Below are 26,991 nucleotides of genomic sequence, written 5' to 3'. Positions count from 1 at the left end.
GAGAGATCGATGAGCGACGGCGCCCTCACCTACCGGAACCTGTCCGGCGAAACCGGTATCCTGGCCCCGGATTCGATCCGGGTGCCGGCCTGTGTCGGCCTGCTGATCATCATTGCCTTCTTCGCCATCTTCGGCGGCTGGGCGGCTTTTGCTCCGCTGAACGGCGCCGTGCTCGCCGACGCTGTCGTCAAGGTGGAAGGTAATCGCAAAAGCGTCCAGCACTTCGACGGCGGCACGGTGAAGGAGATCCGCGTCAAGGATGGCGACATCGTCAAGGCAGGCGATGTGCTGGTGGTGCTCGACGACACGCACGCCCGTTCCGAATTCAACCTCTATTCGCAGCAATATGCGTTGTTGCGCGCTACCGATGCCCGCATTCGTGCGGAGCTCGACGGCCATGAGGCAGTCGCCTTTCCGAAGGACATCACCGCTGAGCACCAGGCCTATCTGCAGGACGCGATGGCCAACCAAATTGCCGACCTCGGGAGCCAGCGCGCCTCGATGGCCGGTGCCAAGCAGATCCTGCAGAAACGGATAGCCGAACTCGACGAGCAGATCGATGGAAAGCAGGCGCGCGTCGAATCTTTTCGTGCGCAGCTCAAGTCGACGATTGACGAAAAGGCAGGCCTCAACAAGTTGCTGAAGGCCGGCCTGACAACGCGCACGCGTGTCCTGGAGCTCGACCGCTCCGCCTCCGACCTGCAGGGCCTGATCGACCAGACTCTCGGCGATATAGCCGGAAACCGCCAGAGTAAGGCCGAGCTTGAAAGCCAGATTGCGCAGCTCACCAACGAGCGCCGCGCAAAACTCTCAACCATGCTGATCGACGCCCAGTCCAACCTCGCCGACCTGGTACCGAAAATGTTCGCCGCGCAAACCACGGTCGACCGCGCCGAAGTGCGGGCGCCCTATGACGGCCAGGTGATGAATCTCACCGTTTTCTCGACCGGCGCGATCGTCGCCCCCGGCCAGACCATCCTGGACATCGTGCCGACTAGGAATTCGTTGATCGTTCAGGCGCAGGTGAAGGTCGAGGACATATCCAGCCTGCGCGCCGACATGACGGCCGAGGTCCGCTTCACGTCCTACAAGCAGCGTTCGATACCGGTCATTCATGGACGGGTCACCCGCATTTCGGCGGATCGCGTCACCGACAGCAAGACCGGGCTTCCCTACTATCTTGCCGACGTAGCGGTCGATCCCGCGGAATTGGCCGCGGCCCCACAGATTGCGCTTTATCCGGGCATGCCGGCGTCAGTCATGATCGTCACCGAGGAACGCACCGCACTGGACTACATTTTAGGCCCGCTGGCTGTGTCGTTCCACTCCGCGTTTCGCCAGAAGTAACGAGCTTCGCGCCCAACATATTCGCGTTTTTTCAATTTGCGGACGCGGTCCAAGGTAGGTGGCGAGACCCATCTTATTCGATGGTCTGCGCCATCTCCAAGGCGGCCCAACCCATCCGGGAGCTTATTTCGATTTCTGGCGATTACGGTTGGGGTAGTTCCATGTTGCACGAACTTTCCGGCTCTCTGTCGCTTAAATCCTTTCTTTCCGGGCATGTCTCGGCCCATTCCTTGCTGTCCCTGCAACATGGCTGCAACACAAATTAATATGTTTGTTCGTGTATGTTCGTGCAAAAATCCATCGCATTACCGATCGGCCTCCTCGTCAAGGCAGGCATCGTTAATCTGACCAACTACGATCGCGCTGCCAACTACGGCGCGATGCTCTGGATGACCGCGAAGGTCCAGAGCCCAGAAGGCGAGCAAGCACAACGATTATGGACTGAGAAGGGTAGACAGGCGTTCGATGCTGAACGGCGTGACGAGCGGATGGGACGGCGAACTTAGCCAGAGTTAGCGCGAGCAGCGGCCGGCACGAAGCCCGAACAGCAGACTTCTCCGGTGCGCCAGCGCCGACGCCGCAGTCAAACGCCTGCGCAGGAAGCTTTCGTCGCTACCGCGCGCACGTTCCTAGAACCAGCGTGACTGACGTTGCATACCGCCCGCCGGGGGCGCCCAGATCGACCCGAAAGCTCCTGCATCCGTCGGTGGAAGGGATGATTGGACGAGAAGTCGGCCATGTCGACCTTGTTCTGATTGTTGGCCGACTGGGAGATGCGCGGCGCGATCTCCTCGATGTCACCATCGTCCAGAATCTCGACAATCTTGACCGGCACTTGGAGGCGGCTCGCGTCCACATCGTCCTTGCGCCACGCGCGGAAGATCGAACCGGTCGTCTGGCCGCCGTTGACGATCCGGAAGTCGTCGGCTGCCAGGAGATCTGCCGTGCCATCGCCATGATCCAGAATGCGAAGACCGGTCGCCGTGACAGCCAGGCCATTGTCGAACGCGAGGAACATCTGAGGCTCATCGATGGATCGTTTTCCGGATGACTTGATTCACCTTGCCCTTGAGCTGAAGGAAACTGCGGACGTTCCGCTCGAGCAGCCTGGGGCCATGTAGCCGGTACATCTCGACCAGCAGATTGCCCGGCATCATTGTGAGAAGGCAGCCGTATCCGCTGTTCGACTGGCTGGCGATGACACATCTGAGCAAAGCGCCCAGCTCGCGGAAGTCCACATGGATCGCTCTTCGATCGCCCGGCCAATGCGATCCGCATCGCCGCCGGACAGGCATCGGGGAAGAGCTAAAGACGGTGCTGGTCGAGAGCTTGACTAGGTACCAATGAAGGGGGACTTTACGATTTTCGCACCCTATCCCACTCGCGACCGGCGTCGAAACCTGCGCCAGTATGGCGCCCATCTGTACGGCCTTGTTGCCCGCGTTCCATTGGTACAAGAGATAGCCAAAGTCGACAAAGCCGAGCAGCAGCGTCAGCAGCAACGGCATGGCAACGGCCATTTCAACCATTGTAGCGCGCGGACTGATCCGCGCCGAATTTTGTCTTAGCCGTCACCATCCGAAGACTCGCTCCTGATGCGACACGGTTATTGTGAGAGCCCGGAAGCCCAGATAGCTCCAAAGCCCTAGATCGCTGTATGGGAATGAAGTGCTGACCTCTACGACATCCAGTGTGCTGGTGCTGCTGAGGTATAGTTCGGTGCCAGTGGAGACATCGACCGCGTCAGCGAAACTCTTGGTGACCGTGACCTGTCCATTGGTCCAGCCTTTTACCCTCGCGATGCTGCCGGTCACAGTGCCATTTACAGCCAGGTTCGTTCCCAGGGTAACGCATTGGCCCAGTTGCTGTCGTTACAGGGGGCCACGTAACGCGCGCCGTCCTCTACACCAGCCTCGAGCAGAAGGCGCGTGTTCAGGATGTTGGACAATTCGAACACACCCGCCGACAAAAGCAGCATTAAGGGTACGATGAGCGCCACCTCGACCAGTGCAGCGCCGTTCTCGTCGCCTCTGAAACGCCGGGTGATTTGCCTAAGCCTGATCATCTGCTCTACCGGTAGAGCTGGGCTTCATTGCGCTGAAGCTTCTTCAGCGTATTCTGACCGACGACCGTGCTGATGTCCTCGGTCTCGCCGTAAATGTCGGCGTTGGGCACACCGCCCGCCGGCTCGGTTACGAACACGTTGGCAAAAGCCTGCACTGGCAAAGTCTGCCCACCACCTTGGACTGTGTTGGCCACGCAGTCGATGATTGCCACGTAAAGCAGTCTTCTGTCGGCACCCTGCGTCGTCGTGTTGCACTGAGGGGCAGTCGCCTCCTGCCCGCTCTTCAGGGCGGGATTGGCAATTTCAACTTGTAGACACAGTATCCGCTGGGATTTGCGCCGCACGAGGTAATCACCCCGGCAGTGCTGGCGCTCCCATGGTTGACGGTCCAGTAACCTGCGAAGTCCCAGCTGCCATCGCCCAGCACGCCTGCCTGCGAACAACTGCCCGACGTAAAGCAATTGTCCCGGGGAAGCGCCTTATAATTGTTCGCCTGCCCGCTGTTGGGCGCATCATAGCTGCAGTTTGACTTGCCCGCATTCTTCACAACCATGCCTTTGCGGACATTGGGCGCCGGCGGGTTAGGTGTGGGATCGGTCTTATATGGCCCGCCATTGTCGTAAATGTCGAAACGGGTGTTGATTCCGGCATTTACTGGAGGAATGTTGCCCGGGCGGGTTTTTACGCCGTTCTGACTATAGCAGGCAGGCGGGCTGGTCACCGCGAACATTTCAGTAAGCGTGGCCGTCGATTTGTCGCCCTGCGGCGATGACAAGAACCCATAGTTGCCGGGACCATATTGTGCGCTGGAGCCGCCGGTCTGCTCCTTCAGTCAAATCATCGGCTTAGTGGTTCCCGACACGGCTGTCTGGAGAGCGCCGATAGACGTATAGGGATTGCAAATGAACATCGGTGTGAATTGACACAGGGCGTTGTTAAACCGTGCCACCGCCTGCGTCTGCCGGTTCATGGTGTCATTGCTTCCGACAAAACTCGCCGGGAAGATTGTAGCAAACGCGATGGAGTTGACGGTTACCTCAGCGAATCTCGCCGCCTTCGGATCTGTGGTGCTCCAGTTAACGCCGTTTTCGTCCACGCCGGCGGCGTTGAGCCCGATGCTGTCACTGGCGGGAATGCCGGACAGGTAGGTGACGGTCAGGTCGGCGGGAACCAGCTTGTGATAGTCAGCGGTAGAAAATTTCGTGGCATTTGTCTTCAGAAGATTGTCGCGAGCCCGGTTGGCCCTGGTAATAGCGTCCGTATTGCCATCCAGCTCGGCCGCTGCCGCCAGCACAAATGCATCGGCGCCTTTCTGCATATCGTTGTGAAGACTATTGGCCCGGCTCATGTCGATCGCCAGAAGCGCGAAGCCAACGAGCACAGGCAGCATGATTGCGACGAGGATCATCGCTATGCCGCGTTGATCATTCCAGAACGCCCTAATGGTCCCCAACATGACCTTACTCTCTGCTTCCTTNTTGCACCAGGGCCCTCGCTCACCCAGCGCAACGCAACCGCATCCTTCTGTTCAATTCGCTCCGTTGGTCACACCCGACCCGCCGACATTGACCGTTATCGCAGGCGGTGGCGGTGGTGGCGATGGAAATTTGTAGCCCTGTGCAACAGCGGCTGCCCGGGCGCCGTCGCCTTCGATATGTGTGTTCTTCGCGTTCGGATTGAACGGATCCACCGTCTGCGCCAGCGAATTGAATTTTTGCGTGTCGCCGGCGGCCAGGGTGACCGTGTCGTAGTGGTTCAGATAGTCCGCAGCGCAGCCCGATAGGGCGCCGGCGCACAGAAAGAGGATCAAGGCGCTATTTCTTGACATAGAGCATCTTGTCCTTCGATTTGAAGTCCAGCATGTGGCCATAGGGGNGAGGATCAAGGCGCTATTTCTTGACATAGAGCATCTTGTCCTTCGATTTGAAGTCCAGCATGTGGCCATAGGGGCCGGTGACGCCGTCGCCCGTTTCATATTTTCGGATCATGTCCTTGTTCACCTCGAGCTGACCAAGGATGAAGAACTCCGGGTCATTGGCCGGCCGTGTCTTGTCGAACGGGGTCGCCAGCTGCTCGCCAGGCTCACCGGCCGGACGATGTGCGGCGTGACGATAACCACCAGTTCGGTCTCTTCCTTCTGGTTGCTCGAATTGCGGAACAGCGCACCGATGACCGGCACCTGGCCCAGCCACGGCACCTGGTTCTGCAGCTTGGTGGTCTTGCTGGACAGGAGCCCGCCGACCGCGAAGCTCTGGCCGTCGCGGAGTTCGACGACGGTTTCCAGCTTGCGGTTGGTGAAGATCGGGTCGCCGGCGGTGGTGAAACCGGTGAGGTCGCTCACTTCCGGCGCCAGCTTCATATGGATCTTGCCGTCGTCGAGTACGACTGGCGTGAACAGCAGATTTACGCCAAATTGCTTGTACGTGATGGTTATCTGGCCATCATTGCCCACGACACGGATAGGCACTTCGCCGCCGGCGTTGAAGCTGGCTGGCTCACCGGACAGAGTGGTGAGATTGGGTTCTGCCAGCGTGCGCACGACCCCCTTGGCCTCAAGCGCTTCAATGATCAGGTCGACCTTGATGTTGCTGTCGATGACGCGGGTGATCAGCGCCGCGAAGGGATTGGTGTTCGACAGCAGGCCGGTGATCAGGCTGCCGGGCCCCAGCACCACATCATCTTCGTCGACGGCAGCAACGCGCGTGCCTGTACGGGTCGTGCCGCTGCGATTTGTGCTCTTGATCGACACACCGAGGTCGCGGCCAGCATTGCGCTTGGCTTCCAGCACGCGGACCTCGAGATTGACCTGCTGGCTATCATCCACAATGACGGAATTGATGATGGCGTCGGGACCTTCCTATGCTTGTGAATCTTCCTCTTGTCGCCGTTGCTCCCCTTGCCGATTGGGTGGGTCATCGAGCCGAGCAGAAGGCGCTGTTGAAGGCAACGGACGGGTTGAGCCAGTCACCAGACGACGTGCTCGGCGACATCGGGATTTCCCGTGACGACATCACGACGTTTGCGTTCCGCAGCCCGGCGTCGAGACGTAGGGGCTGAGCAATAAAAAGCCCGCCACCGTGAGGCAGCGGGTTCTCTTTCGGAAATGATGAGCTGCCTTTTACGGCCGGCCTTGATGGGGCGGGGTTGCGGATGCCTCTGGCCGGACATTCGACGTCATTGAAGCGAGGCACTCCTCCAGACGTTCCAGCCGCGCCTTCTGGCATCGCAGTGTGTGCGCGACGTCATGCAGCCTGGATTTACCCTGAGAGTTGGCGGCAGCGATCAAGTCTATTTGGAGCCGACTGATCTCGCTCCGCAGATCGCGAGCGTCAGCTTCCATCAGACCCCTGATCCATCCAGCCCCGCGCATTCCAGCACACCATCCACCGAGCCCTGCGTCGCACGATAGCACCGAGTTTGCTAACAACCATGCCATGAACCTTCTCGAATTTTATGCATTGCTAATATATGAAAAGCCCGCCACCGTCAGGCATCCGGGCAGTTTTTGCCCGTTCGGATCGATCTGTGAGGTTTGTCACAGACGCATCGACGTGTCGGCGTAGGCTACGTGCAGTTTCCTGCAGCGGTAAAGGGAGTGGTACGATGCTTGTGAACCTTCCTATGCTTGTGAATCTTCCTCTTGTCGCAGTTGGTCCCCTTGCCGATTGGGTCCGTCATCGAGCCGAGCAGAAGGCGCTGTTGAAGGCAACGGACGAGTTGAGCGCGTCACCAGACGACATGCTCAGCGACATCGGGATTTCCCGTGACGACATCACGACGTTTGCGTTCCGCAGCCCGGCGTCGAGACGTTGGGGCTGAGCAACAAAAAAGCCCGCCACCGTGAGGCAGCGAGCCAAATTATTCGAGAATTAAACTGGATCGTTCCAGGTTCTGTAGCGCGGGAAGCGCCGGTAGCCGAACACCCGGCCGAGGATGCGAATGCAAGAAGATGGCCCTCGTCCGCACACCAGGGAATCGAGAAGGAACGTCTCGTGCAGACTTCCCTTGGCGGCAAAGCGACCCCCATAGCCTCGCCCGTGATTGTTGCGCCAGCTCATGGGTTGCGATGACCGCCTCCAAACATAGCGACCACAACGCACCCGTCCTCCAGTTCCGCGTCTGGATCAATGATAAGGCTTTCAGCCCGAAGCTCGGGGTAGGTGTCTGTCACCGCAAACACGTTGTAGGCCCACTTGCTGGCGGCACTGCGAGGCAAAACTGCTGCCCCAGGGCCACGGCATTGAGACCACGTTTGTAGGCAAAGCTTCGCCATCCGCCGAAGCGGCGATATTCTTCAACATTGAGATTGCCCCCCTTGGGCTCGCGGCTTGATTGCCGCTGGGGCAGCGTGGGGTATCTGTTTATAGACCGCGACATCGCCGAATGGTTCGCGGTTCGCTCTGCCGAACAGAACAAAGGCGAGGCAGTTGTTGTGACGGCAAAGGTTCGGAAGGGCGGCGTTCGGCTTGCAAAGGCCAGTGAGAAAGAGGTTGTGACCGTGCCGAGACGGTCGCGGGCTATCAGATGCCGTCGACGTTCTCTTGAGCCGCGACCGAAATTCGACTAGTTGAGTCAGCCGCTTCCGATGATCGCCAGTATATCAAGCAAACGACCAGCCCGGCGTACCCGACTTGCAGAACGATCAGCGCAAGGACCGCACAGCCGAGCGCGGTCCAAATTGAACCGGCTTCGATGTAGGTCCAGATCGCCACAATGATCGCAGTGGCAGACATGCCGACCAGAAACTGTGGAAAATACATTCCTCACGCATTTCATTAATTTAGCGATTGCGCAATTAGCTGATTCTAAAATATCGCTGCAGCATGATGTCGCATCGGCTAGCGCTACCCATCCACAGAAATGGCCGCTGCAGTCTTTGGGTGTGGGGGCCGCACCGGCCACCGCGCGGGAAGATCCAGCCCCCCGCATGTGATCATATTAGCGATCACGCAATTAACCATGTAGGCGATCCCAAGCCGAAACTCAGGGAATCCCTCTTGAAGGCTCAAACGAGAGGACAAGCTAATACCCTCGAGAGGCGTGGGCATGGACGACGGTATGGGCGAGCATCTTGGGGTTTTCGACCTTGACGCTTTGCGCAAGGCTTTCGTCGAGTTCGTAGAAGAGCATAAAGCCACGGATCATCCTGAGTGGGGCGAACTCGCCAAGCTGTTCCTCGAAAAACAACGAGAGCGGCACCAAGAACCGGACCCTACCCAGCCGGAGGGGTGAACGCACCAGCGCTGTGTGACCGGACCGGCGCAGAAGCCATGACCAGAACAAACCGGGGATTCACGGATTCGCGGTTTCGATCTACATTTGCTCTGAGATGGCATTGGCGTGGCGCTGGCCGGTTAGGTAAGCGAGCCCCTTGTCAGGCAGTCCGGCATGTAGGACATGACTGGCACGTCGGGGAAGCCTTCAGGCTAAGTCCACCCTTTCGGCGCCACGACGATTCACTTCGATAATCAATTCGAAGACGCTTTCAAGCTCGCCGTTGATCTCGTCGGCAGGAATGCCGGCCTTCTCGGCAGCTGTCATCAACTGGTCTTTCAAGTCGCCAACCGAGATGGGTCTCCCCGCGCCACAATGGGCAGTTGTTTGGCTACCCACTTATCGAGAAACCTCAGGCCACGGACGCTCATTTGTTAGCAACCTCTCATCCTTGACACTGCACCCGCCTGCGGCCGGGTGACACCCGATCGCATAAGCGTGACGATTCCCTCCTATGACTTCCCGCATGCGGTTGTCGATTCGACTTCGAAGGCCGTGATCGGCCAGATATGGAATTAGTCGGCCCGGTCACGCGCATCGACGGCGACAAGGTAACCGTCAGCCTGCGGCCACTGGTGACTGTCGACGCCGAGCACGTGCGCGTTGTTGAGAGCCATGTGGGGTCGCCACGGCGAAAAAAGCCGATTGTTGACAAAGCCTAACGGCGCTGCTTGAGGAGATCAAAGGCCTCGTCGCAGGGGCAGCCGCCGGAAAGAATGGGATTCGGGCCGCTTTGGATAATTATGCGGTTCCCGAGCCAGCACCGCGACAAGTACCGAGCAGTCGAGCTCCTCGTTGAACGAAAAGTGCGGGTCGGCCTCTGGCAAGATCTGAGCCAAGCGTAGCGATTTCAACCTGGCTGTCTTGGCGGCACGTTCTGTGCATTCAACCTCATTGATCGCTTTCGCGGACCGCACTGCACCTCGGCGTTCTCCCAGCCAACACATTTCCTGGTCGCCTCATTCTCACCTCCCCCCAACGCAAATTTCTACATTCGGATGAACCATGTCGCCCTTCATTCTGATGAAGCCCAAGCTCAAGCACGGACCAGATGGCCGCGATTGTGGGCTCGCACCGACCGGCGAGGTGATGCGAGCCCGGCCGAGTCTCGCGGGACCCTGGACAGGGACAGCACCGAGTGCCTGGTGTCGGCGCTCCTCGAGTTCCTCATGGAAGGCAAACACCCAGAAACACCAAAGATGACTGTTGAACCGGCCGCTGACGCCGCCAGAGGCCGCGACCAAGTTCTAACCGCCATTTTTGAAGGCATAGCAGCAGCCTATCAAGCCAACGCTCTATGAAAACAATGATCCTTTGGACAATTGCGCGACCTTTGCAGAGACGGCACTAGCGTCGCTGGAGTCGACTGGCTTCAGAGTGGTGCGTTAAGCCACCTTTGCTGCCTGCACGGTTTCGGGCGAACCGTGCAGGTTGCCCAATGGGGCGACAGTGGAACAAACTGAGGATTCACATTCCCGGAGTTCCGATTTAGAATCATTCCATGGAAACGGTGTTCGATGATATCGCCAACGCCCTCAGAGAGCCCCGCTCAGACGTGNCGATTTAGAATCATTCCATGGAAACGGTGTTCGATGATATCGCCAACGCCCTCAGAGAGCCCCGCTCAGACGTGTGGCGCCCAGTCCGCGCCTTCGCCCTCGATCTTGCCGCCAAGCTGTTCCTTGGCCTCGCTGTCGGCCTAGGCGTTTGCTTTGGAATGGCGCTGGCTGGTTAGCTATCTCGCTGCGGCCGACTGAAGTGCGACAGCAGCAAAATCTGCCGTTGAGTTTCCCGAAAACGTAGCAGTCTCTGATTCAGCGGAGGTCGAACTTGTTGATGCATGGATGCCAAGGAAATCCTTTCCACAAAGGGCACTAAAATCTTCGGTGACATTGCTCATGGACCCGGAGGTGGTGCCGGAAGCGATGAGCGAGATAAAAGCGATGCCATCGGCTGGAATGGTGATGGTAATCCTGTCGCCGCTTTCTGCAGCTGTCGCGGCAGGTATCTCGGAAGCTCCAACCACTCTGTAAATCTGCGCCGTGACAGACGGGTTGCCGCCATCAAAAGTGAACCCGATGTCGGTCGACGTTGTGTTTTCCAATATGTCGCCGCTGCCGGCTGATATGAACCAGATCTCGGAATTGGCGCTTGAGGGCACATCATGACTGCGCACCAGGCGCCTTGCCCGAAGGTCGCCGACAGTTACGGTATCTAGCGTCCGCAACTCCCCGAAAAACTTCCATGAGACTTCGAGCCAGATATCCCTACCGGTAGCAACAGCACCAAGGTTTTTCGAGGGCGCCTTAACCGTGGGGCCAGGGACGAGCCCCCCACTATTAAAGGCCGAGACAGCCGAGACCATGATCGGTGACGAGCGCTGTAAATTCTGAAAGCCAATGATCGCCGCCGTGATCGCCAACGCCGCCAGGACAAGGGCAATCGCTATCCAAACAACTGACCGGCGTCGATTTCGCATCGTTGCCCCAACCCTAGGGGAAATATCAACGTATTAGCAACTGCATGTATTTCTCGTGAACCAGGATCATTCTTGCCGCACGGAGGCCACCAGTAACGATGGGAACGTCATGGAATCCGTTTGCTACGCCCAAAGCTCGATCTGTTTGCTGTCGCTCTTAGTCAATACCACGCTGGCGCTTATTGTTTTGACGCCATTCGCAGCGACGCGCCTGCTGGTGTTGAGGATGCGCGCGGGCTCGGGCCGAAACCTTCAACTCGCCTAAGGCGCCGTGGGCAAACCACGTTACCGAGGCGCAGATCATGCGAATATTTCTGTTGATCCTTGCCGCTGTCGCCGTGTTCTACATCTGGGACAACGTGGCGAACAAAGGGCTGTACACTGCCCAGATTGAACGCAGCGTGGGTCTAGTCGCAGGCTTCAAACTCATAAACTAGCGCATCGCGATTGGTTGCACATCATGGCCAGAAGGTTGCCGCAACCATCAGACTGCACCGATGTGGGCCATGAAATCGGCATGACGGTGTCCCTCTCGGGTGCGCTCGGTACCGTCGAGAACGTTGCAACCTCAAAAATCTTGCGGTAGAGATAGCCGCCAACCGATTTGCCGAGGCACATCTTGCGCGTCGTCAAATCGTTGATGGTATTACCCGACGCCACGGACGCCTCGATGCCGCCATTGACTGAGAATAGAGGCTCCCGCCTTCGTGGCGCCATGTCGTCACCACAGGCACGCCGGTCGAAATGGCAGTACTGGGAACCTGCCAAGGGTACGACACGAAATTCGATCCTTGGCCAATGGGCCCCGGGATAGAAGTGCCATTTGTAACCAGCGTCGTCACCCACAGGATGTCATTGTTAGCGGCGTTGCCTGCGCCAATGTTGTTAGTGTTGATGGCATCGATGTAGCCCGAACAGATCACAAAGCCGGACGACAGCCCCACGAAATTGGAGATGCTCGCGCCTATCAGTTGGCTGGTGATGCCGTTGAAATCGGCGCATGTCCGGCTGATTGGACCTGCAGTTGTAAAGGCCGGCTGCGCACTGGTGACCCCAATCTTCTCGAAGTGCCGGCCGCCGCCGGTCTGGTCCTTGAAGGAATCGGTGCCGGGCGTCGGAATCTTCGCCGTGGAAGGGTTGTCGATGTTTGCTTCGATCTTCAGTGCTTCGAGCCTGCCGCTCAGACCCCGCCGAGCGCCGGACTCTTTGCGGTAGGCATTTTCCGCCGCGACGAATTCCGAGGTCGGTCTCGGGAGCTTCAGTGCTGATCTGAAGTAAGCCGCGCTGGCCATTTTCGAAGAGCAAGATGTCTTGGCAGCGATGTTCATTGCCATTATGTCCATCGCAAACGCGATGCGTCCCGTCGCGTATGTCACGTTTGCCGAAAATATTCCCGCATAGCCGCTACCTCGGCTTTCCATCTGCCGCCGACGCGCCGGCCGAAACCTTTCCGATCTTCTGGCCGAGAGCCTCGGCGGCAACCGCCGTCTCGACCCAATCTCCAGAACTCCGATCCTCGAACTCCGTTTCGATCTCAGCGACGAGCGCCGCCATTTGCGCGAGTTGGCGTCTGATCGCTGCGAGTTTGCGCACGGTGCTCATGGGCACGTCTCGACCGATGCCGGAACCAAAGTCGTTGAGCAAAGTTTCCTTACCGAAGGGCGTTTTAGGTTTTTGGAGAACTCGAAATGAAGACCATCATCCTTGGCGCATTGGCGCTTTGCTTGGCTGCGCCTGCGGTCGCGTCCGCAGAAGAAGGCATCGTCGTCCAGACCCAGCGACATCACCACCGCCATTATTGGGACGACAACAATAACGACCGTGTGGTCATCTATCGGAACGGACACCGTCTCCATCGCCGCCATCATGGCGAGCAGGCGTTTTACGACAATGGCGAGCGCGCCTGGCGCCGGCATCATCACCGGTCCAGCGACTTTGTGGTCACCGGATCGATCAACCGTCCGATGCATCACCGCCGTCACGTCGTCATTCAGCAGGACGACAACAGCGATTATGACACCGACTATTGATCGCAGTCTAACCGCCCGGCCTTCGACGAGAGCCGGGCACCGGAGGGAGGGGTTTCGCCATGACGATGCTGTTTCAATCCTTGGACTTGGACGGTCACAAGCGCAGCGAGCTTTACCATGCGGCGCGGTTGTCGATGCTCCAATGTCGTGTGTTGACGCGCTTCGATCGGGTCGAAGAGGCTGCCGATAAGGTGCAAGCAGCGGCTGAGTTGTTCGCTGAGGCGGCTCGACCTGTCGGAAGCACTCAAACGCTCGGTATGTGAGCGCCAAGTCGGCGGCGGAACCGGCAGGCGGCAACGCGCGTTGCCTTTGCATGGTCGACTATCTCAAATCGGTACTGAAGGAACTGTGTCCTGCCTGGCTCATGCGGAAGGCGGGCGTCGTAGACGTTCGCCCTGTTGAGCAGCAGCCAGCCATAAGCGCTCTAATAGGTGCGGCGCCGCCGACGCGATATCGTGGGCCGGTGCGGTCCGAGCCTCCCGACCACAGGCTTAACGAGTCCATAAGCAAGCGCAATTCGGGCTGACCCGCGACGCAGAAAGTTCGAAAAGCTTCCAGGAACCCCAGCAAACTGGACGCCGCAGACAACAATCAGGTTCACGGACATCCTGGTGAGCATTCGCATTGGAGCGGATAGTATCGTCGGCAAAAGAGGGTCCGAAAAGGCCTTTCGGCAGCTCCCTCGTAGGAACGAAAAAAGAAGAGAAGCGGAACTTGCGTGTGCAGTATTTGCACACGAACCCTCATAAACATTTGATTTGATTTTTCAGCATCTGTTTAACATCAGAACCTTAGAACCTGCCGCACACGCTGCGTCAGCGAGACCTTCCTGCAACGCGAGGATGCGCGGCGCCGGGGCACCGACACCAAGTCGATCGCAGTGAGACGCCGACAAAGCCCTGTTAGCGCGCCTGAAGCCTTCGGCGAACTCATCGACCTCCATATCGACGACATGTGCGATGTAGGCAAGTCCCCTCGCCGCTCCAAGGCCGCAGCCCTCGCTATGCTCCGAACATCTGGGGAAGTGCAGCATCGCCACCCTCGATCGCGAACGGCTCGTTCGCTTCGGTCGTGATCGAGCCGCCCAGGGTGCCGGACGATGAGTCTCGGTATCGACATCACCTAGGGAAAGTCGTTGAGCGTCGTTCCTGGATGATCTGCCTGGTCGTGATCGCGACAGCCGCTGGCGAGAGCCGCCAAACTCGCATGAGATTGTCTGAAGCGGAGGACCATCCATGGAAGGACCCATTTCGACCTATTTTGCATCGATTGAACCCGTGGCCCCCGACGTTTTCTGGACCGCTTGCTGCATCCGGCGCGGCATTTCAAACATCCCCACGACGTTTTGGCCGATGTTGCCCTGGACGATCAGGAGAAGCGCGCCATTCTTTCGCCATGGGCATCGGATGCCTGCGCCGTAGAATCCGTGCCAGCGCTTCGCATGCTGCCGCGAGCGGGTGAAGGGCGACGTAGTTGTTCTTGCACCATGGACCCGTCGGCGAGTGACCCCGCCGGCGGAAGGGGTGGCATTGGTGCGTTCGCCCAGATTGCCGATGAAAATTTTCCTATTCTTGCTCTTGAAGGTGCAAGTCGCGATTCTAAATTGATGGTCGCCGGCCGCCCAATGGGGCCGGCAACACCAGGAGGCGGCAAGGCTCTTGGGCGCCTTCTGTTGTCCATGTTGCTCAAAGGAGGATGTGGCTATGAAGACAAACCTCGATTTTACCCCTCTATACCGGTCCAGCATCGGCTTCGACCGCATGGTCGACATGCTTGAAAGTGCGAGCCGTGTGGCCTCGTTCGACAACTGGCCGCCCTACGTCGCCAAGGTTGATGATGATCAGTATCGCATCACGATGGCGGTCGCCGGTTTCCCGCAGGACCAGTTGACCGTCACCTACCAGCCCAACATGCTGGTTGTGAGCGGGTCGCAATCCGGCGATGAGAACGGCCAGTATCTCTACCGCGGCATCAACGGGCGCGCTTTCGAGCGTCGGTTCGAACTGGCCGATCATGTCAAAGTCGGGGGCGCCAGCCTAGAGAACGGGCTGCTGAGCATCGATCTCAAGCGCGAGGTTCCCGAGGAGATGAAACCGCGCAAGATCGAAATCTCCAGCGGGGCTCCCATGCCGAAGATCGAGGCGCCCAAGGTCGAGACCGACAAGCTGGCCGCCTGAGCAATCCACCATGAGGCTTTCGCTTGAGCCGGGCGGCCCGCCCGGCTCAGAGACCTACGAAAGGAGAAAGACAATGAGCGTACGTGACTTGATCCCATGGGGCCGGGGCAACGGAAACTCGGCGCCCAGTCTCTTCCCTGATGGAGATCGAGACCCCTTCGTCTCCCTCCACCGGGAGGTAAACCGGCTTCGATGACGCCTTCCGCAGCTTTGGCGCCAGACTGCCGGCCTTTGGTCCCTCTTTCGCCGCCAGTTGGCCGAGTGTCGAAATCTCCGACACGGACAAGGAAGTCCGCGTCACGGCGGAAATACCTGGCCTGGACGAGAGCGACATAGAAGTCCTGCTGGAAAATGGGGCGCTCAAGCTTAAAGGCGAGAAGCGTTCCGAGACCGAGGACAAGGACCGGCAGTTCTCCGAGCGCTTCTACGGTCGCTTCGAGCGCCTCATTCCGCTCGGCTACGAGGTTGAAGAAGACAAGGTCAACGCCGCCTTCAAGAACGGGGTGCTGACCGTGACGTTGCCCAAGACCGAGCGGGCGCAGGCGAAGGCTAAGCGGATCGCAATCAACGGGAAGAACTGACGGATGCAGTATGGGTGGCGGCCCTTACGGCCGCTGCCCGTGCGACCCTTCATAACGGGAAGGACAGGCAATGGAGACAGTTCAAAGCAGCGACAACAGAAACCTAACCAAGACGTCCGTCCGGCCGGACAATGACAATCGGCCTCGTCTAGACGGGCCGGCTTTGTCAATGGGACGGTCAGTGTTTCCGGAGGGCGCAGTGGCGCGGATCTACCAGCCCTGCCGCTCGGCCATGACCTCGGCAAAGCCCCACAGGGACTGGCGATTGGTCTTCGAACGCCGCACAGCCCCGTTCATCGAGCCGCTGATGGGCTATACCGGTGGCGGGGACACCCTGACCCAGGTTGAACTGAACTTTCCGACGCTGGAAGCGGCGATCCGTTATGCCGAGCGTCAAGGGCTCAATTACGTGGTGCAGGCGGCACCTCCTGCTTCCCCGGCCAAGATCAGGAGACAGCATGTATCGGAGGAGAAACAGGCCTTTTCCGACCTGGTTTGGCAGCGGCTGCAGTTGGCTTGGCTCCAGGCAAGTCACGGCTATGGCGCCGGTGCACAGGCAGCGCACATACAGACGGCGCTTTCGGAGCCCGATACATTCTACGCCTCTCCGATGGAGGTCGTGGACGACCCGGTGCTCGCACCCGACGAGAAACGCGCCGTGCTCAAGAACTGGGCCTGGAACGAGTATCTGATCGACCTGGCCACCGCCGAAGGCATGCCGGAAAATGCACGCCCGTCGCGATTGGACGAGGTCGAACTCGCCTTGCTGGCCTTGGAAGTCCGAAACCGGGGCTTCCAGACCAGGACCAGCCCGGTGCACTCCCGGATAGCCGCATGATAAGGCAAGAAGGAACCCACTTATCGTCTTCGACGCCCAACGGACCATCCCGAAACCCTTCCCGCTTGCGGTCGCGGCAGCGGACGGGCGCGCGCCGACAACTTTCCCAATGCGTGGGCGCCCGATTGCGCCTCGGCAGAACTCGGCCCAGTTGTTAGGATCGCGCTGATATGGACTCCAATGAATTGGCGACAGAGGTTCCTATGTATCAATCGTTCAACGGCTCCGCCCATCCCCTGGCACCGAAAGAGATCGCGATCGCTGCCGTCCCCGAAGACGAGCGTGTCTGGGTCCCACAGGCTAAGGGCGTGTGGTTCCGACCACTTATGCTCAACACAATGCAAGGCCAGTGGTGCAATCTGCTCCGCGTACGCCGGGCCGGGATATTAAGCCGTCATCTGCATCCGGCCCCCGTGCATGGCTATGTGATCAAGGGGCGTTGGCACTATCTTGAACACGACTGGGTGGCAGAGACGGGATCTTACGTTTTCGAGCCGCCCGGTGAAATCCACACGCTCACGGTTCCAAGCGACGTGCCCGAGATGATCACCTTCTTCAACATCTCCGGCTGCATGGTTTACCTGGACAAGGACAACAAGCAGATTGGTTTCGAGGACGTTTTCACCAAGATCGACATGTGCAGAAACCACTATGCGAGCGTGGGTCTCGGTGACGATTTCGTCGATCAATTCGTGCGGTAGGCATCCGCCCGTTTGTCTTCCGCTGCGATGAGTTCGCGCTCCGCCACAGAGGCGAAACGAGGAGATTTTGGTGACCGATTCCATATGGGCCATGCCCTTCTTCGCGAGCAAGATCGTCTTCATTACCGGAGGCACGACAGGCATCGGAAACGGCATCGCCATGGCGTTCGCCCGGGCCGGGGCAATCGTCCACGCGACGGGGGCCACGGCCGCCGAGGTGGCGGCCGCTCGTGCATACGGCACCGCCGTCTCGTATTCAGTACTCGACGTCCGGGACATGACTGCGGTCGAAGGATATTCCAGTCAGTTCACATCCGTTGCAGCGCTCGTAAATTGCGCAGGGGTAAACCTGCGCGCCGCCGAATTCACTGTCCAGGGTTTCGAAACGGTGGTCGATATCAATCTCACCGGCTCCATGCGGAGTGCGAGCGCGTTCCGAGGGGCACTCTCGAACGGGGGCGCCATCGTCAACATCGCCTCGATGTTCGCGTTTTTCGGCGCAGCTCATGCGCCGGCTTACGCCGCATCCAAGGGCGCCATCGTGCAACTTACCAAGTCGCTCGCCATCGCCTATGCCGGGGATGGCATTCGCGTAAACGCATTGGCGCCTGGCTGGATCGAGACCGCCATGACCGCCGCGCCACGGGCCGATCCAGCTCGCAACGCGGAATTGATGAAACGCACTCCGATGGGTCGCTGGGGTACGCCGGGCGACCTGACCGGCCCCGCCTTGTTCTTGTGTTCGCCGCTCGCGGGCTTCATCACTGGGGCAATTCTGCCGGTTGACGGTGGCTATCTCATTGCGTGAGGCGTTGGCTATGCTGCGCGACCGATCTCCAACCCTGTGTCGTCGAGATCAAGATCGAAGGCGACCAACCGACCATGCCTGACCGCAATTGCCGCCACCAACTCCGCAAGCTCGCCATCCGTATGCTCGCAAAAAGCTGCCTGTTTCCTGACAATCGTGACCGCATCCCGGGTCGATACGACAGAGAACGGCCTCCGGGATCTCACGAATGATTCCGCAACCTCCGCGACGGATGAAGCTCGGTCAAAATTATCTTGCATACTTGCACCTCTGTACCACGCTAGCCCAAGCTCGGCCCGCGCAAATTGTTCCCATTGGCCTAATGCAGCCTGGTTAGCATCCGGCTTGGGCTCCTTTGTGAGCGAAGGCCGGGAGCAACGCGACATGGCCGTCGCCCTGCCTTGGACAGTCGGCTGGACGCATTCGTCTCCGAATGCGAACACGGGGCCGGACGCCTAAAAACGAGGAGGATCAGATGTGTCCAAGCCGCTCGCCAAAGTTTCCGATCCTCGGACCACCGCAGTTCCGCGCAACAAGTCGCCGGGAGACCTGTTTGCTCGCGTTGATTGCGGTCGACTGACTCCTGGCTCATTCGCCGCCTCGCCAGTTGGCTCCGGTCGGCCGGCCTCGTCCGTCTTCGTCATCGCTGGCCGGCGGACGATCCAATCCACCAAACCGGCTTCGGTCTGCTCGCAGGCCACGAATTCGCGCACCAGACTTCGCGCCAGCTCGCGCCATTGACACTCGGGCACGTTCATCTCCGCGATCAGATCTCGGCATGCAGCGCGTATGATGTCGGCATCGAAGGCTGACACGGCGACAGGACCACGGTCTGTATTCTTTGCTCGAGGAGTGTCGTCGCCCTGACGTTCGCGAAAGCGCCTCAGCACCTCGCGCGATGTGGCGATCGCTTGTCGGGTTTGACTCATAGCCTCGTAAAATCCAACTTCGCGGACCGGTGAGCGGTGCCGTGATAGAATGAAGTCCTCCATAACCGCATGCGCAGTGTCCGTACCCGTTGCAACCATCGCCGCCTCCCTGCAGGCGCACCCAATGCTTGCAGCTTCTGCCGGTGTTCGGGCGGCCGCCTGCATTTGTCGTGTCGCTGCTATGATCGCGTGAGTTAAAGCCGGTGAAGCGTCGCTGCAATTACAAATGTAAGTGTGGCATCCGATAAGTGGTATGCCCGCTGGCTGCGGCGGCGGCGAGTTCGTTCTTCAGACGGTCGAAGTCTTCCTCGGCGAAGCGCTCTCCGCGTTGCCGGAACGAGGAAGCAGGATCTGGACAAAATGCATGCGGCCGCCTCCAAGATTTCTAAACGGCAGCGACAGGCACCATGTTCCATGCAAGGCGCTATTGGCGAAAATCCGCCAATTTCCGCCAGTCGAAGACAACGCCCACTCCAGGCTCGTCGGGTGCTATCGCCAAACCATCCTGAAGCCTCAGCGGCTCAGTGGTATAATGGTCAACATCAAAACTATGCGCCTCCACCCAGCCGGCATTTGTCTGACCTGCAACGAGGCTGACATGAAGTTCCTGCATCCCGTGACTGCAGACCGGAATGCCAGCCTTGCGTGAGAGCGCTGCCACGCGCAGCCAGCCCGTGACCCCGCCGCAGTTGGAGGCGTCGGGTTGGATGTAGCTGAGATTCGACCAAGCGAAGGCATGCTCGAACTCCTCGATGACATGCAGGTTTTCTCCCATTGCCAGGGGCATTCCGGTCGCCTTGGCAATGCTGGCGTAACCCTCATAGTCGTCGGGTATGATGGGCTCCTCGAACCACAGCAGATCGTAGGCGGCGAATGCTCTCGCTGCCTCGATCGCTCGCGGGACGTCCAGCGCGTAGTTGGCGTCAACCATAAAGGTGACATGAGGGCCGATGCGCTCGCGAACTGCCTTCACCCGGGCCACATCCTCGGCAAGGTCGTCCTTGCCGACCTTGATCTTCACCCCGGTGAAGCCGGCATTGAGATAGGAATCGATGCTAGCCAAAAGCTGATCGAGGGTGAAGTTTAGGTCGATGCCGCCGCGATAGGCCTTGGCGCTCTTCCCGGCCCCGCCCGCCATCTGCCAAAGCGGCAGGCCGCTACGCCGGCCCTTGAGGTCCCATAATGCGATGTCGATCGCCGAGATCGCGAAAGAAGCGATGCCGCCGCGCCCGACATAGTGGATGTGCCAGAGCATGCCGTCGTAGATCGTGTCGATTTGCGTTGCGTCGCGTGCCTTGAGGAACGGCGCGAGGTCGTGATCGATCATTGCCTTGATTGCATAGCCGCCCCTGCCGCCGGTGTAGGTGTAGCCTGTGCCCTCGGTGCCGTCGGCAAGCCTCAGCGTGACGGTGACCAGCTCGAAATGCGTGTGCGCGCCGTGCTTGGCATCGGTCATCACCTCACGCAGTGGGACCCGAAACAGCCGGGTCTCGACTTCCTTGATTTCGGTGCGGCTCATGCTGCGCTCCATTCACGTTTTTTCATCGGACCATAATTGCACCGGCAGCGCTGACTGGCAACAATGTGGCTGATCTTTCAGCGGTTCTGAAGCCAATCCGTCATTTTTGGTCCTACAAAAGCATCAATCCGCTTGTGCTTTGGTCCGATTTACCTTCTAATAACAGGACCATCTGGGAGGAAAAGGCTTGCTGGATACGGAAGAGCGTCCTGAGATGCCCGCGGCTATTCTCGCCGCCCGCGCGGCCGACGCGATGGTGGCCGGCATAGAGGCCGACATCACGTCCGGAAGGCTTGGCGACGGCAGCTACCTGCCGGCCGAGCGCGAACTGATGATCGAGTATGGTGTCGGCCGGGGCGTTGTGCGTGAGGCGATTGCGCGCCTGGCCAGCCGCGGCCTGGTGGAAGCGCGTCCGCGGTTCCGGCCCGTGGCGCGTCGGCCTGGCCTGGATGCTGCGCTCGGCGCCCTCGACGGCATTGTAGGACATCTGCTGAGCGACCAGGCGGGCGTGAAGAACCTCTACGACATGCGCGTCTTCCTCGAGGCGTCGCTGGCGCGCAACGCCGCCATCCATGCCCGCAAGGATGACATCGCAGCCCTGAGGGCGGCGCTGGCGATGAACGAGGCGGCCATCCCGGATTCCGAGAAATTCTATGCGACGGACGTGGCGTTCCACGCAGCGCTCTATGACATCGCGCGCAACCCGGTGCTGCCTGTCGTGCACAAGGCATTTACCGCATGGCTGTCGCCGCATTGGATGCGCATGCCACGGTCGCCCGAGCGCAACCGCGTGAATTTCCTCAGCCATCGTGAAATCTGCACGGCCATCATTGAGCGAGATCCTGACGGCGCCGAGCGGGCGCTGCTCAACCACCTCTCGGCGGCCTGGGAGTATGTCCGCGGTACATTCGAAAGCCGTGAGGCGCCGGAAGCATGACGCAGTCCTACGACCATATCGTGGTGGGCGGCGGAGCAGCCGGCTGCGTCGCGGCGGCAAGGCTTGTCAAAGCGGGACGGCGAACCCTGCTGCTGGAGGCCGGCCATTCCCATCATCATCCCTTGCTCGACATGCCGCCCGGCATCTTCAAGATGATCAACGGCTCGAAATTCATGCGCTATCACCGCACCGAGCCGCAGGCCCATCTCGACGGCCGCGTCCATGAAATCTCGCAAGGCAACGTGCTGGGCGGCGGCACCTCGGTCAACGCCCAGGTCTACATGCGAGGCCGCTCGGCCGATTATGAGGAGTGGGACGAACTGCTGCGCGGCAACAATGCCGGCGTGCGCTGGAACTGGCAGGCGGTGCTGCCGCATTTCACCGGCATGGAGGGAAACAACCGCCTCGGCGGCGAACTGCATGGCAGCGAAGGTCCGCTGCTGGTCTCGGATCCAGGCCACATCGATGATGTTTCCCGTTGGTTCGTCCAGGCCGTCCAAGGCCTTGGATTGCCGTACAACCATGACTTCAACGGACCGTCGCAGCGCGGGGTCGGCTTCTACCAGTTCATGAACCGGCGGGGAAAGCGAAGCAGCGCCGCCTATGCCTTCATCGAGCCGCTGACGAATGATCCCAAGCTGACGCTGAAACTCAATTGCACAGTCAGCCGGCTGCTGATCGAGAACGGTCGGGTCACCGGCGTCGTCTATTCGGATGCGTCGGGCGCCGAGCATACCGTCCATGCGGATGCCGACGTGATCGTCTCGTCCGGTGCCCTCGTCTCGCCGAAACTGCTCATGCTGTCCGGCATCGGCCCCGCCGAGGCGCTTGCCGGGCACGGCATTTCCTGCGTCGCCGACCTGCCCGGGGTCGGCGAAAACCTGATCGACCATCCAGAGGTGCCGATCATCGCCACCGCAAACGGCCCATACGGCTATTTCAGGCAGGGCCAAGGCTGGCGGATGATCAAGAACGGCCTGCATTTCAAGCTCTTCGGCGCCGGCACGATCCTGTCAGCGGGGGTGGAGGCCGGAGCCTTCGTCAATCCGGCCGATCCGGAGGGCGAACCGACGATCCAGGCCTTCTGCGTACCGCACGTCTATCTGGACCGCGATATCCTGACCTTGGTCGAGAACACCTATGGGCTTACCGTGACGACAGTGGTGGTGAAGCCAAAGTCGCGCGGTTTCGTGAGGCTGCGTTCGGCGGATCCGAAGGACATGCCGATCGTTTCGCCGAACCTCCTTAAACATCCCGACGACATGCGGGAAATGATCTCCGGCCAGCGTTATTTCCTGCAGGTTTTTCAGACCAAGCCGCTCGCCGATCGGGTCAAGGCCATTGCCGTGCCAAGCCAGGATGATCTCAGCGACGAAGCCATGACAAAGCATTGCAAGCGCTTTGTGAAGACCAACTACCATCCGGCTGGGACATGCCGGATGGGCTCGGACAGCGACCGGATGGCGGTGCTGGACGCGGCGCTGCGCGTGCGCGGAATAGACAATCTGCGGGTTGCCGACATGTCGGCCTGCCCCAACATCAATGCCGGCAATACGGCGGCGCCCGCCATGATGCTGGGCGACCGCTGCGCCGACTTTATTTTGGAGGCGGCATAGCGCCGGATCCAGCTTGCCGACGGCGTCATCGCCGAAGCCGTCTGGGCCGATATCGTGAGGAAATTACACAGTCGCTGAAAGCGACAATAAAGGAGGAAAGAGCATGATCATTACCCGTCGAAAACTACTGGTTGGCTCCGCCGCCGGCGCGGTCGCGCTGACACTCGGCTCACGCGCCTTCGCGGCGCTCCCGCCACTCGCCAAGAAGGACAAGTACAAGGTCGGTTTCGCCCAGACGGAAAGCAACAATCCGTGGCGCCTTGCCGAGACCAAGAGCATGCAGGACGAAGCCGCCAAGCTCGGCCATCAGCTGGTCTACACGGATGCCGCCGGTTCGTCGGCCAAGCAGGCCTCCGACGTGAACTCGATGATCGCGCAGGGCGTCGACGCAATCTTCCTGCCGCCCCGCGAAGACAAGCCCCTGGTGCCGGTCATTCTTGCCGCGCGCGATGCCGGCATACCGGTGTTTCTGGTCGACCGCGACGTTGATCACACCATGGCCAAGCCGGGCGAGGATTATGTCTGCTTCATCGGTTCGGATTTCATCGAGGAGGCGACCCGCGTCGGCGAATGGCTGGTCAAGAACGCCAATGGCAAGTCGAAAATCATCGAGCTGGAAGGCACGACCGGAGCCTCGGCCGCTACCGACCGCAAGAAAGGCTTCGACGATTTCATCGCCAAGCACTCGCAGTTCACCATCCTGGCATCGCAGTCCGGCGACTTCGCTCGTGACAAGGGCCGGCAGGTCGCCGAGACGCTGCTTCAGGCGCACCCTGATGCGGATATCATCTACGCGCATAATGATGAGATGGCGCTGGGCGCCATCGCCGCTTTGGAAGCAGCCGGCAAGACCCCGGGCAAGGATGTGCTGATCTTGTCGATCGACGGCGAGAAGGAAGGCGTCCAGGCAATCATTGACGGCAAGATCGGCGCTATCTGCGCTTGCAGCCCGCTGTTCGGGCCGAAGGCCTTCGCTACGATGGCCGACTATGCGGCCGGCAAGAAGATCCCGCCGTTCATCAAGAACGAGGATGCCTTCTTCGACGCCACGAACGCGAAGAAAGACTTCGATATTGCGTTCTGATATCCACTTTCTTTCCAGTTGCCCTACCCGCTTCGGCGGGTAGGGTTTGGGAGTTTGACGATGACCGCTCAGCCGGACCAAGCCGCGCTGCTCCTGGACATGCGTGACATCCAGAAGCGTTTTGCCGGCATCCCTGCCCTGGCCGATGCCTCGCTCCAGGTTCTTCCGGGCGAGATCCACGCACTCATCGGCCAGAACGGTGCGGGCAAATCGACACTTATCAAGGTGCTCACCGGCTATTACCGCCGGGATGCGGGGCAGGTGCTGTTCGAACGGAAGCCGTTCGAAGTTGGGTCTCCGCATCAGGCGCAGGTCAGCGGCATCAGCACCATCTACCAGGAGATCAATCTCGTACCGCTGCGCTCGGTGACCGAGAACATCTGCCTTGGACGCGAGAAGCGCCGCCGCGGCCTGCTCGACTGGAGCGCGATGCATGCGGAAGCCGAGCGCCTGCTCAGCCGCTTCTCGATCGGCATCGACGTGCGCCGCCCGCTCAGCGATTTCAACACCGCCACGCAGCAGATGGTGGCGATCGCCCGCGCCATCGGCTTTTCCGCCCGCCTCGTGATCATGGATGAGCCGACCTCCTCGCTGGACGAGCGTGAAGTCTCGGTCTTGTTCAGCGTTATCCGTCAGCTCAAGGCCGACGGCGTCTCCGTTCTGTTCGTCAGCCACAAGCTCGACGAGTTGTACGAGGTCTGCGACCGGGTCACGATCATGCGTGACGGCCGCACGGTGCGAAGCGCGGCGATGAGCGACATCGGCAAGCTGGAGCTGGTCGCGGCCATGCTCGGCCGCGACGTCGCAGCCGTCGAAGGCCACGCGACCGCGTTCGGCGAACGCGATCGGTCGAGGATCGGTGATGTGCTGTTTACCGCGCAAAGGCTGGCAGCCGGCCAGTTGGTGCGTGACGTGAGCTTCGACCTGCGCCGCGGCGAGATCGCCGGCTTTGCCGGCTTGCTCGGCGCCGGCCGCACCGAAACAGCCCGCCTCGTATTCGGCGCCGACCGCCGGAGCGCAGGCGAGATGACGATGGAGGGCGCGTCCTACCATCCCGCACGTGCCGCCGATGCCATCGCCGCGGGGATGGGCTTCTGCACCGAGGACCGCAAGGCCGAGGGCATCGTGCCGGAAATGACCGTCGCGGAGAACATAACACTGGCACTGCTGCCGAAAATCAGCCGCAATGGCATCCTGAACGAGGCCCGGCAGAAGGAGATCGTCGAGCGCTTCATTCGTGAACTCGACATCAAATGCTCGGGGCCCAACCAGAAGGTCCGCGAGCTGTCGGGCGGAAACCAGCAAAAGGTGCTGCTTGCCCGCTGGATGGCGATGAACCCGAAGCTGCTCATTCTCGATGAGCCGACGCGCGGCATCGATGTCGGGGCCAAGGCCGAGATCCAGCGCCTCATCCGCAAGCTTGCCGATGACGGGCTCGGCGTGCTGATGATCTCCTCGGAACTCGAGGAAGTGATGGAAGGAGCCGACCGCATATTCGTGCTGCGCGAAGGAGTGAGGGTGGCCGAACTGGAAGGCCAGGCAGCCAACGAGGAGGACGTGCTCGCGGCGATGGCGCATGGCGGCGCGGCGAAGGAGGCAGCGTGAGCGATCTGGCCACACCATCCGCAGCCAACGACGCTGGAAACCGCCGCTTTGATGTGTTCGGTTTCCTGGCGCGCTACGGCACGGTGATCGCGCTTGTGCTGCTGGTGGTCTTCAACCTTGCCTATACGCGCAATTTCGCGACGCTGCAGACACTCAACGTCAACCTAACCCAGGTCTGCACAATTGTGATCGTCGCGGTGGGGATGACCCTGGTGATCGCCACCGGCGGCATCGACCTGTCGGTTGGTTCGCTGATGGCGATCTCCGGCGCATTGGCGCCGATGATCTTCATGGGCACGATCTTCCCGGTCGGAAACATCTATCTGGCGGTAGCCGTCGCGATGATTGCCTCGATCCTCGTCGCCGGCCTGTTCGGGCTGTTCAACGGCTGGTTGGTCTCGCGTTTCCGCATCCAACCGATCGTCGCAACGCTCGTGCTGTTCATCGCCGGGCGCGGGATCGCGCAGGTCATGACCAACGGCAATCTGCAGACCTTCCGCGTGCCGCAATTCCAGTGGATCGGACTTGCCCGCCCGCTCGGCATTCCCGCGCAGGTCATCATCATGGCCGTGCTGGTTGCGGCGGCCGCTTGGGCCCTTCACCGCACGGTGTTCGGGCGAAGCATCCTGGCGGTCGGCGGCAATGAAAAGGCCTCTGAACTCGCCGGCATCGCCGTATCGAGGATCAAGCTCGCTGTCTATGCGATCAGCGGCCTGTGCGCGGGGCTAGCCGGTCTCGTCGTCATTGCGATCAACTCCTCCAGCGACGCCAATCTCGTGGGGCTGGGCATGGAACTCGACGCCATCGCGGCGGTCGCGGTGGGCGGCACGCTGTTGAGTGGCGGAAAGGCCACAATCATCGGCACCCTGCTGGGCGCACTGACCATCCAGTTGGTGCGCTACACGCTGCTCGCCAATGGCGTACCCGACGCCGCTGCGCTCGTCGTCAAGGCCGGCATCATCGCATTCGCCGTCTGGCTGCAGCAGCAACACCGGGTGTAA

General features: G+C 60.1%; 30 protein-coding genes and 2 pseudogenes. 18 read left to right on the top strand and 14 right to left on the bottom strand.

What is annotated here, in order from left to right:
• The first annotated feature begins 9 nt into the window (after nucleotides 1-9).
• Together X750_RS140200 and X750_RS140205 are read left to right on the top strand one after the other, a co-directional pair.
• Nucleotides 10-1,347: an HlyD family type I secretion periplasmic adaptor subunit gene (locus X750_RS140200; RefSeq protein ID WP_023706916.1), complete on the top strand. Its 1,338-nt coding sequence runs from the start codon at nucleotides 10-12 to the stop codon at nucleotides 1,345-1,347.
• Between the two features lie 287 nt (nucleotides 1,348-1,634).
• A complete protein-coding gene (locus tag X750_RS140205; RefSeq protein ID WP_245271266.1) occupies nucleotides 1,635-1,853 on the top strand; it encodes a conjugal transfer protein TraD in 219 nt (72 codons plus the stop codon).
• A 77-nt stretch (nucleotides 1,854-1,930) separates the two neighbouring features.
• Here the strand turns inward: X750_RS140205 and X750_RS140210 are convergent, their stop codons facing one another.
• From X750_RS140210 to X750_RS01000000163310, 8 genes are all read right to left on the bottom strand, one after another.
• Nucleotides 1,931-2,365: an AIPR family protein gene (locus X750_RS140210; RefSeq protein ID WP_023706914.1), complete on the bottom strand. Its 435-nt coding sequence runs from the start codon at nucleotides 2,363-2,365 to the stop codon at nucleotides 1,931-1,933.
• A 7-nt stretch (nucleotides 2,366-2,372) separates the two neighbouring features.
• On the bottom strand, nucleotides 2,373-2,876 hold the full coding sequence (locus X750_RS140215) for a TadE/TadG family type IV pilus assembly protein (protein WP_023706913.1): 504 nt from the start codon (nucleotides 2,874-2,876) through the stop codon (nucleotides 2,373-2,375).
• Nucleotides 2,877-3,169: 293 nt separating this feature from the next.
• A complete protein-coding gene (locus X750_RS1000000163855; protein WP_023748446.1) occupies nucleotides 3,170-3,412 on the bottom strand; it encodes a TadE/TadG family type IV pilus assembly protein in 243 nt (80 codons plus the stop codon).
• Nucleotides 3,413-3,417: 5 nt separating this feature from the next.
• On the bottom strand, nucleotides 3,418-3,624 hold the full coding sequence (locus tag X750_RS1000000166035) for a hypothetical protein (RefSeq protein WP_156932444.1): 207 nt from the start codon (nucleotides 3,622-3,624) through the stop codon (nucleotides 3,418-3,420).
• A gap of 71 nt (nucleotides 3,625-3,695) precedes the next feature.
• Nucleotides 3,696-4,187 (bottom strand): hypothetical protein, encoded by a 492-nt coding sequence (locus tag X750_RS1000000166030; protein ID WP_156932443.1) that lies wholly within the window; start codon nucleotides 4,185-4,187, stop codon nucleotides 3,696-3,698.
• Between the two features lie 57 nt (nucleotides 4,188-4,244).
• Nucleotides 4,245-4,868 (bottom strand): pilus assembly protein TadG-related protein, encoded by a 624-nt coding sequence (locus tag X750_RS140220; RefSeq protein ID WP_023706910.1) that lies wholly within the window; start codon nucleotides 4,866-4,868, stop codon nucleotides 4,245-4,247.
• Nucleotides 4,869-4,940: 72 nt separating this feature from the next.
• Entirely contained in the window at nucleotides 4,941-5,222 is a 282-nt protein-coding gene (locus tag X750_RS140225; protein WP_023706909.1) for a hypothetical protein, read from the bottom strand.
• 186 nt (nucleotides 5,223-5,408) lie between these two features.
• Nucleotides 5,409-6,236 (bottom strand): type II and III secretion system protein family protein, encoded by an 828-nt coding sequence (locus tag X750_RS01000000163310; protein WP_023706907.1) that lies wholly within the window; start codon nucleotides 6,234-6,236, stop codon nucleotides 5,409-5,411.
• A gap of 35 nt (nucleotides 6,237-6,271) precedes the next feature.
• On the opposite strand from X750_RS01000000163310, the gene X750_RS1000000163850 reads away from it, so the two are divergent.
• Both X750_RS1000000163850 and X750_RS140230 read left to right on the top strand, forming a co-directional pair.
• Entirely contained in the window at nucleotides 6,272-6,469 is a 198-nt protein-coding gene (locus X750_RS1000000163850; protein WP_023748442.1) for a hypothetical protein, read from the top strand.
• A 546-nt stretch (nucleotides 6,470-7,015) separates the two neighbouring features.
• A complete protein-coding gene (locus X750_RS140230; protein ID WP_023748441.1) occupies nucleotides 7,016-7,231 on the top strand; it encodes a DUF1127 domain-containing protein in 216 nt (71 codons plus the stop codon).
• A gap of 701 nt (nucleotides 7,232-7,932) precedes the next feature.
• Here X750_RS140230 and X750_RS140235 read toward each other — a convergent pair.
• A complete protein-coding gene (locus X750_RS140235; RefSeq protein ID WP_023706903.1) occupies nucleotides 7,933-8,172 on the bottom strand; it encodes a hypothetical protein in 240 nt (79 codons plus the stop codon).
• A 286-nt stretch (nucleotides 8,173-8,458) separates the two neighbouring features.
• Between X750_RS140235 and X750_RS1000000166025 the strand changes: the two genes are divergently transcribed.
• Nucleotides 8,459-8,644: a hypothetical protein gene (locus X750_RS1000000166025; protein WP_023748440.1), complete on the top strand. Its 186-nt coding sequence runs from the start codon at nucleotides 8,459-8,461 to the stop codon at nucleotides 8,642-8,644.
• A 189-nt stretch (nucleotides 8,645-8,833) separates the two neighbouring features.
• Here X750_RS1000000166025 and X750_RS1000000165045 read toward each other — a convergent pair whose 3' ends face one another.
• The 4 genes from X750_RS1000000165045 to X750_RS140260 all read right to left on the bottom strand — a co-directional run bounded on the left by X750_RS1000000165045 (nucleotide 8,834) and on the right by X750_RS140260 (nucleotide 12,767).
• Nucleotides 8,834-8,968 (bottom strand): DUF768 domain-containing protein, encoded by a 135-nt coding sequence (locus X750_RS1000000165045; RefSeq protein ID WP_023680989.1) that lies wholly within the window; start codon nucleotides 8,966-8,968, stop codon nucleotides 8,834-8,836.
• Between the two features lie 1,453 nt (nucleotides 8,969-10,421).
• Nucleotides 10,422-11,165, bottom strand: coding sequence for a hypothetical protein (locus tag X750_RS140245; protein ID WP_023748438.1), 744 nt, complete (start codon nucleotides 11,163-11,165; stop codon nucleotides 10,422-10,424).
• Between the two features lie 629 nt (nucleotides 11,166-11,794).
• The gene (locus X750_RS140255; RefSeq protein WP_156932442.1) at nucleotides 11,795-12,493 is read right to left on the bottom strand and encodes a hypothetical protein; all 699 of its coding nucleotides are present in this window, start codon (nucleotides 12,491-12,493) and stop codon (nucleotides 11,795-11,797) included.
• A 76-nt stretch (nucleotides 12,494-12,569) separates the two neighbouring features.
• A complete protein-coding gene (locus X750_RS140260; protein ID WP_023748436.1) occupies nucleotides 12,570-12,767 on the bottom strand; it encodes a hypothetical protein in 198 nt (65 codons plus the stop codon).
• 86 nt (nucleotides 12,768-12,853) lie between these two features.
• On the opposite strand from X750_RS140260, the gene X750_RS140265 reads away from it, so the two are divergent.
• From X750_RS140265 to X750_RS140285, 8 genes and pseudogenes are all read left to right on the top strand, one after another.
• Nucleotides 12,854-13,195 carry a hypothetical protein gene (locus tag X750_RS140265; RefSeq protein ID WP_023706891.1) on the top strand — a complete coding sequence of 114 codons (342 nt, stop codon included), beginning with the start codon at nucleotides 12,854-12,856 and terminating at the stop codon, nucleotides 13,193-13,195.
• A 59-nt stretch (nucleotides 13,196-13,254) separates the two neighbouring features.
• Nucleotides 13,255-13,458, top strand: a complete 204-nt coding sequence (locus tag X750_RS06040; protein WP_023706890.1) for a hypothetical protein — start codon at nucleotides 13,255-13,257, stop codon at nucleotides 13,456-13,458.
• Between the two features lie 972 nt (nucleotides 13,459-14,430).
• Nucleotides 14,431-14,636: pseudogene (locus tag X750_RS1000000167130) on the top strand (hypothetical protein); the annotation flags it as partial.
• 262 nt (nucleotides 14,637-14,898) lie between these two features.
• Nucleotides 14,899-15,372 (top strand): Hsp20 family protein, encoded by a 474-nt coding sequence (locus tag X750_RS140270; RefSeq protein WP_031243428.1) that lies wholly within the window; start codon nucleotides 14,899-14,901, stop codon nucleotides 15,370-15,372.
• Between the two features lie 73 nt (nucleotides 15,373-15,445).
• Nucleotides 15,446-15,953 (top strand): annotated as a pseudogene (locus tag X750_RS1000000165030) (Hsp20/alpha crystallin family protein).
• 70 nt (nucleotides 15,954-16,023) lie between these two features.
• Nucleotides 16,024-16,791, top strand: a complete 768-nt coding sequence (locus X750_RS140275) for an NADH dehydrogenase ubiquinone Fe-S protein 4 (protein WP_031243425.1) — start codon at nucleotides 16,024-16,026, stop codon at nucleotides 16,789-16,791.
• Between the two features lie 203 nt (nucleotides 16,792-16,994).
• On the top strand, nucleotides 16,995-17,492 hold the full coding sequence (locus X750_RS140280) for a 2,4'-dihydroxyacetophenone dioxygenase family protein (RefSeq protein ID WP_031243423.1): 498 nt from the start codon (nucleotides 16,995-16,997) through the stop codon (nucleotides 17,490-17,492).
• 70 nt (nucleotides 17,493-17,562) lie between these two features.
• On the top strand, nucleotides 17,563-18,300 hold the full coding sequence (locus X750_RS140285) for an SDR family oxidoreductase (protein ID WP_245271906.1): 738 nt from the start codon (nucleotides 17,563-17,565) through the stop codon (nucleotides 18,298-18,300).
• Nucleotides 18,301-19,653: 1,353 nt separating this feature from the next.
• On the opposite strand, the gene X750_RS140300 is transcribed toward X750_RS140285, so the two are convergent.
• Entirely contained in the window at nucleotides 19,654-20,685 is a 1,032-nt protein-coding gene (locus X750_RS140300; RefSeq protein WP_280805604.1) for a mandelate racemase/muconate lactonizing enzyme family protein, read from the bottom strand.
• Nucleotides 20,686-20,935: 250 nt separating this feature from the next.
• Here X750_RS140300 and X750_RS140305 point away from each other — a divergent pair, with 250 nt between their 5' ends.
• The 5 genes from X750_RS140305 (at nucleotide 20,936) to X750_RS140325 (ending at nucleotide 26,991) form a co-directional block, all read left to right on the top strand.
• Nucleotides 20,936-21,685, top strand: a complete 750-nt coding sequence (locus tag X750_RS140305) for an FCD domain-containing protein (RefSeq protein WP_023748427.1) — start codon at nucleotides 20,936-20,938, stop codon at nucleotides 21,683-21,685.
• Nucleotides 21,682-23,301 carry a GMC family oxidoreductase gene (locus tag X750_RS140310; protein WP_023748426.1) on the top strand — a complete coding sequence of 540 codons (1,620 nt, stop codon included), beginning with the start codon at nucleotides 21,682-21,684 and terminating at the stop codon, nucleotides 23,299-23,301. Before X750_RS140305 ends, X750_RS140310 begins: the two co-directional genes overlap by 4 nt.
• A gap of 103 nt (nucleotides 23,302-23,404) precedes the next feature.
• Nucleotides 23,405-24,385: an ABC transporter substrate-binding protein gene (locus X750_RS140315; RefSeq protein WP_023672664.1), complete on the top strand. Its 981-nt coding sequence runs from the start codon at nucleotides 23,405-23,407 to the stop codon at nucleotides 24,383-24,385.
• A 60-nt stretch (nucleotides 24,386-24,445) separates the two neighbouring features.
• Nucleotides 24,446-25,990 carry a sugar ABC transporter ATP-binding protein gene (locus tag X750_RS140320; protein WP_023748425.1) on the top strand — a complete coding sequence of 515 codons (1,545 nt, stop codon included), beginning with the start codon at nucleotides 24,446-24,448 and terminating at the stop codon, nucleotides 25,988-25,990.
• 53 nt (nucleotides 25,991-26,043) lie between these two features.
• Nucleotides 26,044-26,991, top strand: coding sequence for an ABC transporter permease (locus tag X750_RS140325; protein WP_245262660.1), 948 nt, complete (start codon nucleotides 26,044-26,046; stop codon nucleotides 26,989-26,991).

The sequence above is a fragment of the Mesorhizobium sp. LNJC391B00 genome (genome assembly GCF_000502535.1).
Classification (GTDB): domain Bacteria; phylum Pseudomonadota; class Alphaproteobacteria; order Rhizobiales; family Rhizobiaceae; genus Mesorhizobium.
Note: the sequence above shows the minus strand (reverse complement) of the source record. Positions and strands in the feature narration are given on the sequence as shown.

Coding starts and splice junctions, on each gene's coding strand:
- X750_RS140200 (WP_023706916.1), top strand. CDS start 10: ATGAGCGACGGCGCCCTCACCTACCGGAACCTGTCCGGCGAAACCGGT.
- X750_RS140210 (WP_023706914.1), bottom strand. CDS start 2,365: ATGTTCCTCGCGTTCGACAATGGCCTGGCTGTCACGGCGACCGGTCTT.
- X750_RS140215 (WP_023706913.1), bottom strand. CDS start 2,876: ATGGTTGAAATGGCCGTTGCCATGCCGTTGCTGCTGACGCTGCTGCTC.
- X750_RS1000000163855 (WP_023748446.1), bottom strand. CDS start 3,412: ATGATCAGGCTTAGGCAAATCACCCGGCGTTTCAGAGGCGACGAGAAC.
- X750_RS140220 (WP_023706910.1), bottom strand. CDS start 4,868: ATGTTGGGGACCATTAGGGCGTTCTGGAATGATCAACGCGGCATAGCG.
- X750_RS1000000163850 (WP_023748442.1), top strand. CDS start 6,272: ATGCTTGTGAATCTTCCTCTTGTCGCCGTTGCTCCCCTTGCCGATTGG.
- X750_RS140230 (WP_023748441.1), top strand. CDS start 7,016: ATGCTTGTGAACCTTCCTATGCTTGTGAATCTTCCTCTTGTCGCAGTT.
- X750_RS140235 (WP_023706903.1), bottom strand. CDS start 8,172: ATGTATTTTCCACAGTTTCTGGTCGGCATGTCTGCCACTGCGATCATT.
- X750_RS1000000166025 (WP_023748440.1), top strand. CDS start 8,459: ATGGACGACGGTATGGGCGAGCATCTTGGGGTTTTCGACCTTGACGCT.
- X750_RS140245 (WP_023748438.1), bottom strand. CDS start 11,165: ATGCGAAATCGACGCCGGTCAGTTGTTTGGATAGCGATTGCCCTTGTC.
- X750_RS140255 (WP_156932442.1), bottom strand. CDS start 12,493: ATGAACATCGCTGCCAAGACATCTTGCTCTTCGAAAATGGCCAGCGCG.
- X750_RS140260 (WP_023748436.1), bottom strand. CDS start 12,767: ATGAGCACCGTGCGCAAACTCGCAGCGATCAGACGCCAACTCGCGCAA.
- X750_RS140265 (WP_023706891.1), top strand. CDS start 12,854: ATGAAGACCATCATCCTTGGCGCATTGGCGCTTTGCTTGGCTGCGCCT.
- X750_RS06040 (WP_023706890.1), top strand. CDS start 13,255: ATGACGATGCTGTTTCAATCCTTGGACTTGGACGGTCACAAGCGCAGC.
- X750_RS140270 (WP_031243428.1), top strand. CDS start 14,899: ATGAAGACAAACCTCGATTTTACCCCTCTATACCGGTCCAGCATCGGC.
- X750_RS140275 (WP_031243425.1), top strand. CDS start 16,024: ATGGAGACAGTTCAAAGCAGCGACAACAGAAACCTAACCAAGACGTCC.
- X750_RS140280 (WP_031243423.1), top strand. CDS start 16,995: ATGTATCAATCGTTCAACGGCTCCGCCCATCCCCTGGCACCGAAAGAG.
- X750_RS140300 (WP_280805604.1), bottom strand. CDS start 20,685: ATGACCGATGCCAAGCACGGCGCGCACACGCATTTCGAGCTGGTCACC.
- X750_RS140310 (WP_023748426.1), top strand. CDS start 21,682: ATGACGCAGTCCTACGACCATATCGTGGTGGGCGGCGGAGCAGCCGGC.
- X750_RS140315 (WP_023672664.1), top strand. CDS start 23,405: ATGATCATTACCCGTCGAAAACTACTGGTTGGCTCCGCCGCCGGCGCG.
- X750_RS140320 (WP_023748425.1), top strand. CDS start 24,446: ATGACCGCTCAGCCGGACCAAGCCGCGCTGCTCCTGGACATGCGTGAC.